Origin of the sequence: Virgibacillus alimentarius, from assembly GCF_000709085.1 — a bacterium.
Lineage (GTDB): Bacteria > Bacillota > Bacilli > Bacillales > Amphibacillaceae > Virgibacillus_B > Virgibacillus_B alimentarius.
Window position 1 is genome coordinate 1 of record NZ_JFBD01000105.1, and the last position, 12,917, is coordinate 12,917.

The window sequence follows — 12,917 nt, forward strand, 5'->3', positions numbered from 1 at the left end:
GTTCAATCCGCAAGGGGGAAAAGAATTGTCCCAAATGATCCTAAGACCATTATCTAGGAACATCACACAACGTCCAAGAGATTTAACATATTTATCATTTCATTATTTAAACTCCAAATGAGTTACCTGGAACGGATGGCGGCGACTCCTGCGGGAAAAGCATGAGTCTTGAGACCCCGCAGGAAGTGAACTTCTTCCGAGGAGGCTCAAGCCATGCCCGCGGAAAGCGTCCGCCAGCAGTGAAGGGTAACGGAGTTACGCTCAAAGTGTTATTAGGTAGATTGAAAATAATTAATAAGAAAATATTTAAGACTAAACATATTATACGAGGGGGAGGATCGATGATGAAAAAAGGAATTGGACACTATAATATTGGGGATTCATTCGAAGATTTTATGTTAATAAAGGAAGCTACAAAGGGTGTCGCAAGTAATGGAAAACCTTTCTTGACCTTGATATTGCGAGATGTTACTGGAGAAATTGACGCGAAACTCTGGGATGCTTCAAAAGATGACGAGGAGACATTTATAGCAGAGCAGATTATTAAATTGAAAGGGGAAGTTAATCAATTTCGTGGAAGAGCACAGTTGAAAATTTTCTCTATTCGGCCGGCAAACCCTGCGGATGGTGTACAAGTTTCTGATTTTATCGAAAAGGCTCCAGTTAAGAAAGAAGTATTAATGGAGAAAATAACAGAAGCGATTTTCGAAATGCAAAATCCTTCTATACAACGTATCGTAAGGGCATTTGTTACCAAATATCAGGAAGCATTGTTAACTTATCCAGCAGCTTCCAAAAATCATCATGAATATGTATCAGGCTTAGCGCACCATATCGTTAGTATGCTTTCAATTGCGAAAGAATTACATATTCTTTACCCAAAACTTAATAAAGATTTGCTCTATGCGGGAATTATTTTACATGATCTTGGCAAATTAAAAGAACTATCCGGTGTAGTATCCACAACATACACACTAGAAGGGAAATTGTTAGGCCATATTTCCATGATGGTAGAAGAAATTGGGCAAATTGCAAAAGAGCTCCAAGTTGAGGGAGAAGAAGTGGTCATTCTGCAGCATCTAGTATTAAGCCATCACGGTAAAGCAGAATGGGGAAGTCCGAAGCCGCCCTTGGTCAGGGAAGCGGAAGTATTGCATTTGATTGATTTAATTGATGCAAAAATGAATATACTTAATAGAGCCTTGGATAAAGTAAATCCAGGTGAGTTTACTGCACGCTTATTTGCTATGGATAATCGATCATTTTATAAGCCATTATTCGAGGAAAACTAGGTGATAGTCATTTTTTTATCTCTTTGTTCATATAAATGAAGTAGATATTATTGGACAAGGGAGGCTTAAAGATGATTGTAGGAGTGCCTTGGTGGGTTTTTTTAATGATTCTTTTCATCTTTTTTAGTGGATATATGGCTTTTCGGGCAATACGTGCTGAAAAGAAGCTTGAACAACAATTTATTGAAAGTGAAGGCAAAGTCTATATGGACCGTCTGGAAGAAGCACGAAAAAAACAAAAGGATCGACAATTATAAATATATATAAAAGAAGCTGTTGCAAACTTTACAGGTGCAACAGCTTTATCCTTTATCCCTATTGTTTTTGTGGACTATCTTTTTTGAACATATCTTTATACTCTTCAATCTGTACGTTGATGTCAGCATCTTCGAGTAGGTTGGTTATTTTTTCTTGAGCTTCCATTGGATCGATTTTCTCTGAAATCAACTCACGACGTATGTCATCTTTATTCTCTTTAAGAGAGCCGATGTCTTCTTCACTTTCACGCTTATCATTTACTTTGATGATGTGAAAACCAAATTGAGTTTGGATAGGGTCGCTAACTTCGCCTTTTTTCATGCTGTATGCTGCATCTTCAAAGGCTGGGTCCATTTCACCTACAGAAAAATAGCCTAATTTTCCACCATCATCTTTATTAGATTCATCTGTTGAATACTCCTCGGCTAATTTTGCAAAGTCTTCTCCATCATCTAATTTTTTCTTAATTTCTTTTGCAGTCTTTTCATCTTCAACTAAAATGTGTTGAGCCTTGATTTCAGTTTTCATACGCTCATACTGTTTTTTGATTTCTTTATCTTTAATTTCCACATCTTCACTTAATGCAGCTTCTTGCAATAAACTTTCGCGAATTACCTTACGAAAAGCTTCTTCATCTTCAAAGCCTTGTTGTTGAAGTACCATTTCAAACTGATCTCCAAGTTCATCCTTAACTTTCTTTACCTCTTTATCAACTTCTTTATCTTTTACATCATATTTATCTTCTAGTACTTTCATTGTTACTAATTCATTTAATACTTGTTCTCCATGGCGATCTTTTAACTCCTCATAAAAGTCTTCCTTGGAGATATCTCCGGCTTTCGATTCAACCACGACATCTGGGTCAGAATCATTTGAGCCGCATGCAGCTAAACCGAGAAAACTTGCAGATAGTGTGACAGCTATTACTAATTTTTTCATCCACGAACACTCCTAATCTAATTGTATCCAATTCACTTAAACTAAAGATAAATATAACATACTTTCCTACTGAAAACACAGTATTATCAATTTCCCTTTTTCTTATTTTGCTCAACGTTCATGTAAGTTTATACCATTGCATTTAAAATTCGTAAATAAGAGGAAAAAAGGAGTATAAGAACCATTACGTTTACCATTCGAAAAGTTCCGGCTTGTTTTGACTTTTCCATTTCCAGTGCATGGCAAAGCTTATCTACGAGAAAGTTGAAAATAAGTAACACAAATACGGCGTAAATTGGAAAAAATGTCATCATGATAAACCCTCCTCAGATGAGAACGACAGAAGACCCCATTCATTTATAATCCGTAAATATTATACTTCCTTACTGTATCAAAGAATTTAAAATCTGAACAGGGAAAACAGATATAAAAAGGATCTGGTTTATTTTTACGCCAGATCCTCTAATTAAGCAGCTTTGTTTTGATAAATTCATAAAGTAAAAAAATAAAGATTACCTGGGTGCTTTGATCAATATATCAAAACCATTATTATCATTTTCAATAAAAGATTGCTTTGGAGCTTTCGCAATATATAATACATAAAGGAAATCTGTAAATGAAATTCCAATATGAACCGTTGTTAAAAGCAATAAATACACATAAAAGTCAGCAAGTAAATAGGTTGCGATCATACCCGGAATTGTAATGAATATTGTCGGCGCAAGCGCAACAAGGAGGGAGACTTTTTTAGAAACATATGCTTTTGTATAATAAGTTAATAAAGGTAGTGTTCTTTTCTTGCTTTTATTTTTATAAGTTACTTTTATTTTTTTATTTAGAATGAATAATGGTAAAATGTGCATAAGTAAATGCATCAGTGGTAGTAAAATTATACCAAATATGAATAAAACAATTCCTGATTCGTTTAGCAGGACATTTTTATGAAGGATAGAAAACGGTACATAGAGTATTACAAACGCCATAAGACCAATTAATGATGAAATTAAATAAATACGTTTTAATCCAAATTCTTTGGTGATGTTAATAGACTTCCAACAAATCATTTTCAATCCCTCCATTATTGTTTTATACTTTGTAAATCCTTTAAGAATCATAGTATGTTTACAGCATAAAATCAATAGTTTTTTGCCATCTTTTTTCGACAAAATGAAAAGGGCTTTAAACCAAGGAGAGAAGCGGTTTAATGGTTTGTATAAAGTATGAATAAATTGGTGAAAAAGGAGGTATTAAAGTGAATAAATTAAACAAAGCTGAGACAACATCATTTCATGTAGAATTGTTATCTAAATTGATTGATATTCATAATTACCCGTTCAGTAAAATGATTATTGAAAAAAACGTTACAAGGGAAGAATATAATGATTTATTTCGTATGTTAAATACGCTTGATAAGCAATATCGACGGCAAAAAAAAGAAGGATTATTAGATTTTACTATCCTCATCATTCATTTTGCTGGAATGCTTACTGAGAAATTAGACCCGAATCAAACCATTTATGCATTAAAAAAAGAAGGATATTATCCTTCTTTAATGAATGTATTCATCCAAATAATTGAGTTTAATGATATACGGTGATGGGCATGAGTTAGTCCTGTTTCATGTCTGTGAATAAAGATTCTATTTCATTATGAAATTCGATTAGTTCTTCCAAATAATTATTAATCGTAGCTAATTCCTCCTTTGACATAATCGGTTTGTTTATTTGTTTAACATTTTTATGGATTTCCGCTAGTGACATTTTTTGGAAATTTGTAGCATCTATCCACTTGTTAATATAAGAATTTACGAAGATCTTAAATAATTGTGTATTTGCTTTATATAAATCTTTACGAACCCCTCTTTTCCACACACGAGTGACTAGATTTAAGTTTGCTAAGTTGCGTATGCTATTGCTCATCGCCGTTTTACTTTTCCCCAACGCTTCACTCATCTCATCTAATGTTAATGGCTTTTCCTCTAAATATAGATATGTAAATAATCGAGCTTCTGCGGGAGTTAAATCAAACATTTCAATTGTCTTAGAAAATTCCACAATAATCTTGTTCGTTATTTCAGTTTTGTTTTCGAACATAAAAAGCCTCCTAAAAAGCCTTGCTATATAAAGGTTACACTAAAAACGTTTATATGAAAAATTACGTATAAAGTATTAAATAGGAGTAAAATAAAGAAAAAAGGAGTATATACCAATTAAAGTTTGTACAGTTTAAACTGTACGTATAAAATATACAAAATTCGTCATATATAAAGTTTGTAAAGTATTGATGAAAAGATGTATAGTAACATAGTACAGTGATTGTTCGGATCTAATGATAGTCTGTAAATATGAGTTTTTCTCTCGCTCTATATGTGCATATAAGTTTATGTAATCTTTATTAGGACTCATTCGTGCTTCATTAGGAACATGACAATAATCCCAAAAGGAATGGAAGAGGTGAAAGCTTTGCCAGTAATAGAAGTTAAAAATCTATCTAAAGTATTTGGTAGAAATACGAGGCAAACATTAAAGCTTTTGGATGAAGGCTTATCAAAAAGTGAAATTTTAGAACAAACAGGGAATACGGTTGGGGTCAATCGTGCTTCTTTTTCTGTAGATGCTGGAGAAATATTCGTTATTATGGGATTATCCGGCAGTGGTAAATCTACATTAATTCGCCTAGTTAATCGACTAATCGAGCCTACAGAAGGAAATATTTATATCGATGGAGACGACTTATCCAAAATGGATAAAAAATCGCTGCGTAAAGTTCGTAGAGAAAAATTAAGTATGGTCTTCCAAAAATTTGCTTTATTCCCGCATAGAACAATTTTAGAGAATGCCGAGTACGGTTTGGAAATTCAAAATGTACCAAAGGAAGAAAGACAGAAAAAAGCAAAAGATGCATTAGAAATGGTGGGTTTAGGCGGATATTTACATCAAGCTCCAGGTCAACTATCTGGCGGGATGCAGCAGCGTGTCGGGTTAGCTCGAGCTTTAGCAAATGATCCAGAGGTTTTATTAATGGATGAAGCATTCTCAGCACTTGATCCGCTAATCCGTAAAGAAATGCAGGATGAATTAATTGATTTACAAGCAAGCATGAAAAAAACAATTTTATTTATTACACACGATTTGGATGAAGCCTTACGTTTAGGCGATCGCATAGCACTTATGAAAGATGGGTCGATTGTTCAAATTGGAACTCCTGAAGAAATTCTAGTGAAACCTGCAAATGATTACGTTGAAAAATTCGTTGAAGACGTTGATCGCTCAAAGATTTTAACAGCACAACATATTATGAAACGTCCTGAAACGGTAAATATTGATCGTCATGGTCCGCGTGTAGCCTTGGAACGTATGCGTGCAGAAGGAATTTCTAGTATTCTAGTAGTTGACAGTCAACGAAACTTAAAAGGTTATGTGACAGCGGATGATGCACTAGACGCAAGAAATCAGGATATACGTGATTTAAATGAAATATTAAAAACAGATATCATACGTGTTAATAAAGATAAAGCAATGAATGATATCTTTAATATTATTCATGATTCAACTACTCCTGTAGCGGTTGTAGAAGATGAAAAACTATTGGGAATCATTGTTCGTGGAGCAGTTATAGCCGGACTAGCTGGAGAAGGAGAGGTGAATCTTGATGTTTGATAAACTATTAGACTTTGTACCGAGTATTCCGATTGCAGAAAAAACAGAGGTAGTTACAGATTGGTTAACGAGTACGTTTTCCTTCTTGTTCGATCCGCTCAAAGAGCATTTTGGGAACTTTATGGAATTTACTACAAATGCATTATTAGCAGTTCCTCCTGTTATTATCATTGTTATTGTTGCATTATTAGCATTTTTTATAACTGGAAAGAAGTTAGGTTTGGCAGTATTTTCTATTGTGGGCTTATGGTTAATTTACAATCAAGGATTTTGGGAACATTTGATTAGTACGTTTACGTTGGTATTAATTGCGAGTGTTCTTTCCGTAGTAATTGGTGTACCTGTTGGTATATTGATGTCTAAGAGCAAGATAGCGGAGGCAATTATTACTCCAATCCTTGACTTTATGCAAACAATGCCTGCTTTCGTTTATTTAATTCCAGCTGTAGCATTCTTTGGTATTGGAATGGTACCTGGTATATTTGCATCTCTGATTTTTGCGACCCCTCCTACAGTAAGGTTTACTAATTTGGGGATACGCCAGGTTTCTCAAGAGCTAGTAGAAGCTTCAGAGGCATTTGGTAGTACAGGTTCACAAAAGTTATTTAAAGTAGAACTTCCAATGGCAAAAGCAACGATTATGGCTGGAATCAATCAAACAGTTATGCTAGCTTTATCCATGGTTGTTATCGCATCTATGATTGGTGCTCCTGGGCTTGGAAGAGAAGTTCTATCATCATTGCAAAGAGCACAAGTAGGAACAGGATTCGTTGCTGGTATTGGTATTGTTATCTTGGCGATCATTATTGATCGATTTACACAACATGTGAATACAAAAAATAATTAAATTAATAATTATAACAAACAAACTTACGTTGGTATCTTTTCTTAAGGAAAAGTTTCCATAAATATTATACAAAAAAGGGGAGATTAGATTATGTTTAAATTTGGTTGGAAACGTCTAGCTGTTGCTGGTGGACTTTCCCTATCACTGATTGTTGCAGGATGTGGGTCCGATGACAGTGGTGAAACAGAAGACAAAGCATCAGATAATGGTGGAGATACAAACTATAGTGAGGAATTGGATTACGCAATCACTGGTATCGAGCCTGGTGCTGGGGTATTTAAAGCTTCAGAGAGAGCAGTAGAAGAATACGAAAATTTAGAAGGCTGGGAAGTAAAAGCATCTTCTAGTGGTGCGATGGCTACCGCACTAGGTGAAGCAATCAACAATGAAGAACCTATTATTGTAACAGGATGGACACCACATTGGAAGTTTGCTAAGTACGATATGCATTATTTAGATGATCCAAAAGAAGTCTATGGTGGAGAAGAAACAATCAACACCATGGTTCGTAAAGGACTTAAAGATGACGTTCCAGGCGCTTATAAAGTATTAGACCAGTTTAGCTGGAAAACAGAAGACATGGAAAAAGTAATGCTTGATATTACTGATGGTGCAGAACCTGAAAAGGCAGCTGCTGATTGGGTAAAGGAAAATGAAGATATGGTTTCTGAATGGACTGATGGCGCTGAAGAAGGTGACGGAGAAGAAATTGAATTAACAATGGTAGACTGGGACTCTACAGTAGCTTCTTCTAACGTAGTTAAGAAGGTTCTTGAGGATCTTGGTTATAAAGTTACATTAACACCAATTGATAATGCTATTATGTGGAAATCAGTTGCAGAAGGAGATGCTGACGGATTTCTTGCTGGATGGCTTCCAGTAACACATGGTGATCTATATGAAGAATACAAAGATGACTTAGAAGACCTTGGACCAAGCTTAGAAGGTGCAAAAATTGGATTAGCTGTTCCAGATTATATGGACATCGAATCCATAGAAGACCTTGAGCCAGCTAAATAAATTTTAAAAGAAGTAAAGGTTGATTTAATCTTCCTTTACTTTTTTTTGGTAAATGAGGAAGTGAAAAAATTGTTAGGTAAAAGACTAGCTTTTATTACACTAATGATTCTTGTATTAATATTCGCAGGATGTAGCTCAAAAAACGGCGATAAAAATGATCATAACTCAAATGAAGAAAACTATAGTAATGCAGTTAAATTTACAATTACTGGTATTGAACCAGGAGCTGGGATCACTGTTACTACAGAGGAAGCATTAGAAAGTTATGATAATCTACATGGATGGACGCTTGAACAATCTTCGACAACTGCAATGGCTTCGGAATTAGACCGTGCCATGAAGAATGAAGAACCAATCATTATTACAGGCTGGAATCCACACTGGACATTTGCGAAATATCCCGATATGAAATATCTAAAAGATCCAAAAGGCGTTTATGGTGAAGAGGAAGTAATTAAAACATTGGCACGTAAAGGTTTAAAAGATGATAAACCAAATGCCTTTAAACTAATTGATCAGTTTAATTGGGAAGTAGAAGATATGGAGAAAATAATGTTAGAATCTCATGAGACTGGAGACGACATTAGTGAATCGGCAAAACGTTGGGTGGAAGATAATCCGAAAAAGATAGCTGAGTGGACGGAAGGTGTCGATGATGTGGATGGAGAAGAAATTGAATTAGCTTCAACTCAATGGGACTCTGAATTATCATCTACCTATGTAGTAGCAGAGGTATTAGAGCAAAAGGGGTTTGAAGTAACAGTAACTCCAGTTGATTTAGCAGTTATGTACGAAGCGGTAGCAAACGGTGATGCTGATGCTACGCTTGCGGTATGGATGCCGATTACAACGAAAGAATTTTATGATAAATATGAAGATGATTTTGATGATCTAGGCGTTAATTTAGAAGGTGCAAAGATCGGGCTAGTAGTACCAGACTATATGGACATCGAATCCATTGAAGACCTTGAGCCGGTTAAATAAAAACAATTCATGGTGTATGTAAGCATGTGCATTGCGCTTTCATACACCATTTTTATATTGTGTATTATAAATAGATATCAATATAGCTATTTTCTAATCTGATAATACACCAGGACATTCCTGAACGAAATGCCCTGGTTGCGCATTATTATTTGTTTACCTTATCTTCCAGCTCTTTTAAACTCGTTTCGATATGCTCAAGATATTCCTGTATATTATCTTTATGTGGTTCTACAGCTTCTTGCCATTCCTCAACAGATTTTTTCATTTCATGCGTTAAATTTTTCATTAATATAGTTCCTTCTTTGGAGGCTTCAGCAATCTGCTCTCTTAGGTTGAGGCCCTCCTGTTTCATGTTTTCTAACATATCTTTCCATTCTAGTCCTTGTCTCTTGACTAATCCGCGAAAATCTTTCCCAGATGAAGGTGTGCTAAGGAGTGTTGCTGATGCGCCAATAGCCCCCCCAAACAGAATTCCAAGTAAAAGTGACTTTCCTTTTGCCATATGAATACGCTCCTTTTAAGTCTTTATTATATGTATCACACCAAAAGTTTATTGAAACGTTGACGGATAACCATTTTGTGTAAAAAACCTCTGACTTTTTGCCAGAGGCTTTTCAAAACGAACAATGAAAGGTCTTTTATCTATTATAACAAAAATAGAGTTAAATAAAAAGAAAAAATATTCAGATAGGCACCATGTTTACAGGTAATTAATTATCTGAAAGCTCTTTGCTAATTTCTTTTGCCATTTGCTGTAAATTCTCTAAAGAATATTCATCTGTATGATTTTCTCCTTTAAAGGAAAATCCATCATCTTCATACCTCGGAATAATGTGAATATGTAAGTGGAATATGACCTGTCCTGCACCTTTTTCGTTATTATTTAGTAAATTAATACCTACTGGCTGATATGTTTCTTTAATAGCATTAGCAATCCGAGGGATGCGAGCAAATAACTCTCCTGCAACTTCTGGAGGTGTATCATATAAATCTTTCGTATGTTTTTTCGGTATAACAAGCGTATGTCCTTTTGTTACTTGACTAATGTCAAGGAAAGCATAAACATGTTCATCTTCGTATACTTTAGCGGAAGGCATTTCGCCATTGATAATTTTACAAAAAATACAATCTTGATGATCCATTATCTTCAGCACTCCTATCGATTGTTTTCCTTTATTGTATATAGAAGTGTACCTTTCTGTAAAGCGTTCTGACCCCTATAATAAAACAAGCAGGCCGTCCGTTTTTGGGACTAGCCTGCTCTAGAAGAGAAGGGGTCGATAAAAAACATCTAACGTTGGGGACTTCGTAATACTTCGTTAAATCGCTTTAACTAGATTACAAAAACCTTTTTGTCAGTATCTCAGTCTGTTACTGAGATTATACCCTGGCAAAAGGGTTTTATATCATTAGAGTTTCCATCGGAGACACCTCATTTTGTGTTATACACGAAATTAAAGGGCTTTAAATCACTAAAGTTGCGATCGGAAACACCTCATTTGTGTTTAGACACGAAATTATAGTGTGTTGCTTCCTTCTCTTCTATACCTATTATGGTCCAAGGATAATAATTTTATACATATTATTTGTCGAAAATAGGATAACGGTTTATTTTGGCATTACTCCATAAAAATGATAACATAAATAAAAGTGTTGAACTTGTCGAGTATGAACGGGAGGAAAACTTGTGGATCCTTTGTTGCATATTAATGAACTTTATGGTGGATATACCCATAAAAATGTATTGCATGGTATTTCTTTTGATGTTTACCCTAAGGAAATTGTAGGTTTAATTGGTTTGAATGGTGCAGGGAAAAGCACAACCATTAAACATATTATTGGTTTGATGGAAGCGAAAAAAGGAACTGTTTCTATAAATGGAAAAACGTTTCGAGAAAACCCAACATCCTATCGTAATCAAATGGCATATATTCCTGAGATGCCAATTCTTTATGATGAATTAACATTGTACGAACATCTCCGTTTAACAGCGATGGCGTATGATGTGCCTGAAACAGTTTTTGAACAACGATTGGAGCCTTTGTTAAAAGAATTCCGTATGGAAAAGCAGCTAAAATGGTTTCCTGTTCATTTTTCCAAAGGGATGCGTCAAAAGGTAATGATTATGTGCGCGTTTTTAATCGAACCACCCATATATATTGTAGATGAGCCTTTCGTTGGTTTGGATCCGCTAGGGATTCAATCTTACCTGCAATTAATGGATGAAATGAAAGAAAAAGGTTCGGGCGTCCTTATGTCAACTCATATTTTGGCTACTGCGGAAAAATACTGTGACCGATTTGTTATTTTGCACGAAGGAAAAATAAGAGCACTAGGTACACTAGACGAATTGCGCCAAAATTTTAATATGCCTGGTGCAAACTTAGATGACTTATATGTGCAATTAACGAAGGAAGATAGCCATGTTTGATTCACATGCTTTTTTTAAAGAGCGATTTTCTGCCCATTTAAGAGAAACAAGCAGGTATCTTCGATATATACTTAATGGGCATATCGCTGTTGCAATGTTATTTTTTATATCGGCGCTTGCTTTTTATTATCAGCAATGGCTCATGCAACTGCCAGCAAACTTTCCAACTGCGTGGATTATAGGAATAGTGTTAGGACTGTTAGTAAGTTATAGTCCAGTGCGAACTTTATTAAAAGAACCTGATTTAGTATTTTTAATTGCAGCCGAACATAAAATGGGGGCCTATTTCCGGGATGCACTTATTTATAGCTTTGTCATTCAATTATACCTAATCTTTATTGCTGTGGCCGCTTTTGGACCATTGTATTTTGCTGCGTATCCTGAAAGGGAAGGGTATACTTATTTACTTACACTTGCTATTGTCCTTATCTTTAAGGTCTGGAATTTAATTGCAAATTGGTGGATGCTCAAGATAAGGGATAAGGGTACGCGTCAGTGGGATCACATCGTACGGCTAGCAGTAAATATTAGTGTTTTCTATTTTCTTATTGAAGGCAGCATGCTTTTAGCAGCAATAACGACTGTATTATTTATAGCCTTGTTCTTATATGATTTAAATCGATCACGAAAGGAAGCGGGAATTAAATGGGACTTATTAGTGGAAAAAGATCAGCAGCGTATGCAGACGTTTTATCGCTTTGCTAATCTGTTTACAGACGTCCCCCGATTAAAAAACAGAGTGAAAAAGCGTTATTGGCTTGTTTCTTTCGTTGATAAACTCCCATTTAAACAACAGCTTACCTATGATTATCTATATCGTATAACATTTATTCGCAGTGGAGATTACTTAGGAATGTATGTTAGGCTGATCGTGATCGGTGGATTATTTATTTATTATGTACCTAATATATGGATGAAATTATTATTCGCTTTACTGTTTTTATACATGAGCAGTTTCCAAATGGTGACTCTGTACAACCATCATCGTACAGTTGTATGGTTAGATCTTTATCCTGTTAAACGGGACTTGCGTCAAAAAGCGCTGATGAAATGGCTGCTCCATTTAGCGATTATTCAAACTGTTGTATTTTCGCTTGTCTTTATAGTAGCAGGAAACTATATGGGTTCCATACTCACTATCGTTGGTGGAACAGTTTTTGATTTTCTATTTATTTACGGATATGTTAAGAAAAAACTTTTGCATAAATAAAATCCTCCTTCACAAAATGACTAGTCATTTGTGAAGGAGGATTTATTTATGTTCTTCCTGATAGTCAAAATACGCCTGGATTAATGTTTTAGCTGCAATAGGCAAAGCGCGTTCATCAATATCAAATTTAGGATGGTGGTGCGGGAACTCATGATTTTCTATTTGTGCTCCAGTAAAAAAATAAGCACCAGGTCGTTCCATCATATAATAAGCAAAATCTTCCCCAGCCATCTCCGGAATAATTTCTTCGGCTTTATGAATTTCAGGTATCTTA

The 12,917-nt window shown here is 35.1% G+C and carries 15 protein-coding genes and 1 pseudogene; 9 read left to right on the plus strand and 7 right to left on the minus strand.

The genetic code is table 11. From position 1 onward, the window contains the following. Nucleotides 1-344 precede the first annotated feature (344 nt). A complete protein-coding gene (gene yhaM, locus GZ63_RS0114700) occupies nucleotides 345-1,292 on the plus strand; it encodes a 3'-5' exoribonuclease YhaM (RefSeq protein WP_029270859.1) in 948 nt (315 codons plus the stop codon). 71 nt (nucleotides 1,293-1,363) lie between these two features. Beyond that, nucleotides 1,364-1,549: a sporulation YhaL family protein gene (locus GZ63_RS0114705; protein WP_029270861.1), complete on the plus strand. Its 186-nt coding sequence runs from the start codon at nucleotides 1,364-1,366 to the stop codon at nucleotides 1,547-1,549. Nucleotides 1,550-1,607: 58 nt separating this feature from the next. On the opposite strand, the gene GZ63_RS0114710 is transcribed toward GZ63_RS0114705, so the two are convergent. From GZ63_RS0114710 to GZ63_RS0114720, 3 genes are all read right to left on the minus strand, one after another. Beyond that, nucleotides 1,608-2,489 carry a peptidylprolyl isomerase gene (locus GZ63_RS0114710; protein ID WP_029270863.1) on the minus strand — a complete coding sequence of 294 codons (882 nt, stop codon included), beginning with the start codon at nucleotides 2,487-2,489 and terminating at the stop codon, nucleotides 1,608-1,610. Nucleotides 2,490-2,617: 128 nt separating this feature from the next. After that, nucleotides 2,618-2,803, minus strand: coding sequence for a hypothetical protein (locus tag GZ63_RS0114715; protein WP_029270864.1), 186 nt, complete (start codon nucleotides 2,801-2,803; stop codon nucleotides 2,618-2,620). A 198-nt stretch (nucleotides 2,804-3,001) separates the two neighbouring features. Next, nucleotides 3,002-3,553: a DUF3267 domain-containing protein gene (locus GZ63_RS0114720; RefSeq protein WP_029270866.1), complete on the minus strand. Its 552-nt coding sequence runs from the start codon at nucleotides 3,551-3,553 to the stop codon at nucleotides 3,002-3,004. 188 nt (nucleotides 3,554-3,741) lie between these two features. Between GZ63_RS0114720 and GZ63_RS0114725 the strand changes: the two genes are divergently transcribed. Beyond that, nucleotides 3,742-4,086 (plus strand): DUF1878 family protein, encoded by a 345-nt coding sequence (locus GZ63_RS0114725; RefSeq protein WP_029270868.1) that lies wholly within the window; start codon nucleotides 3,742-3,744, stop codon nucleotides 4,084-4,086. Between the two features lie 10 nt (nucleotides 4,087-4,096). On the opposite strand, the gene GZ63_RS0114730 is transcribed toward GZ63_RS0114725, so the two are convergent. Then, nucleotides 4,097-4,582: a GbsR/MarR family transcriptional regulator gene (locus GZ63_RS0114730; RefSeq protein ID WP_029270870.1), complete on the minus strand. Its 486-nt coding sequence runs from the start codon at nucleotides 4,580-4,582 to the stop codon at nucleotides 4,097-4,099. A 369-nt stretch (nucleotides 4,583-4,951) separates the two neighbouring features. Between GZ63_RS0114730 and GZ63_RS0114735 the strand changes: the two genes are divergently transcribed. The 4 genes from GZ63_RS0114735 (at nucleotide 4,952) to GZ63_RS0114750 (ending at nucleotide 8,999) form a co-directional block, all read left to right on the plus strand. Next, nucleotides 4,952-6,148: a quaternary amine ABC transporter ATP-binding protein gene (locus GZ63_RS0114735; protein WP_029270872.1), complete on the plus strand. Its 1,197-nt coding sequence runs from the start codon at nucleotides 4,952-4,954 to the stop codon at nucleotides 6,146-6,148. Continuing rightward, nucleotides 6,141-6,995 (plus strand): ABC transporter permease, encoded by an 855-nt coding sequence (locus GZ63_RS0114740; protein ID WP_029270874.1) that lies wholly within the window; start codon nucleotides 6,141-6,143, stop codon nucleotides 6,993-6,995. The genes GZ63_RS0114735 and GZ63_RS0114740 overlap by 8 nt, the downstream gene beginning before the upstream one ends. A 90-nt stretch (nucleotides 6,996-7,085) precedes the next feature. Further along, nucleotides 7,086-8,015 carry a glycine betaine ABC transporter substrate-binding protein gene (locus GZ63_RS0114745; protein WP_029270876.1) on the plus strand — a complete coding sequence of 310 codons (930 nt, stop codon included), beginning with the start codon at nucleotides 7,086-7,088 and terminating at the stop codon, nucleotides 8,013-8,015. 60 nt (nucleotides 8,016-8,075) lie between these two features. Then, nucleotides 8,076-8,999, plus strand: coding sequence for a glycine betaine ABC transporter substrate-binding protein (locus tag GZ63_RS0114750; RefSeq protein ID WP_038221288.1), 924 nt, complete (start codon nucleotides 8,076-8,078; stop codon nucleotides 8,997-8,999). Nucleotides 9,000-9,147: 148 nt separating this feature from the next. Here the strand turns inward: GZ63_RS0114750 and GZ63_RS0114755 are convergent, their stop codons facing one another. Beyond that, nucleotides 9,148-9,504, minus strand: a complete 357-nt coding sequence (locus GZ63_RS0114755) for a YtxH domain-containing protein (protein WP_029270880.1) — start codon at nucleotides 9,502-9,504, stop codon at nucleotides 9,148-9,150. Nucleotides 9,505-9,712: 208 nt separating this feature from the next. Then, entirely contained in the window at nucleotides 9,713-10,144 is a 432-nt protein-coding gene (locus GZ63_RS0114760) for an HIT family protein (protein WP_029270881.1), read from the minus strand. A 545-nt stretch (nucleotides 10,145-10,689) separates the two neighbouring features. Between GZ63_RS0114760 and GZ63_RS0114765 the strand changes: the two genes are divergently transcribed. Both GZ63_RS0114765 and GZ63_RS0114770 read left to right on the plus strand, forming a co-directional pair. Beyond that, nucleotides 10,690-11,433, plus strand: a complete 744-nt coding sequence (locus GZ63_RS0114765; RefSeq protein ID WP_029270883.1) for an ABC transporter ATP-binding protein — start codon at nucleotides 10,690-10,692, stop codon at nucleotides 11,431-11,433. Next, nucleotides 11,426-12,643 carry an ABC transporter permease gene (locus GZ63_RS0114770; RefSeq protein WP_029270885.1) on the plus strand — a complete coding sequence of 406 codons (1,218 nt, stop codon included), beginning with the start codon at nucleotides 11,426-11,428 and terminating at the stop codon, nucleotides 12,641-12,643. The genes GZ63_RS0114765 and GZ63_RS0114770 overlap by 8 nt, the downstream gene beginning before the upstream one ends. A gap of 42 nt (nucleotides 12,644-12,685) precedes the next feature. Here GZ63_RS0114770 and GZ63_RS18195 read toward each other — a convergent pair. After that, a pseudogene (locus GZ63_RS18195) lies at nucleotides 12,686-12,917 on the minus strand (amidohydrolase); the annotation flags it as partial.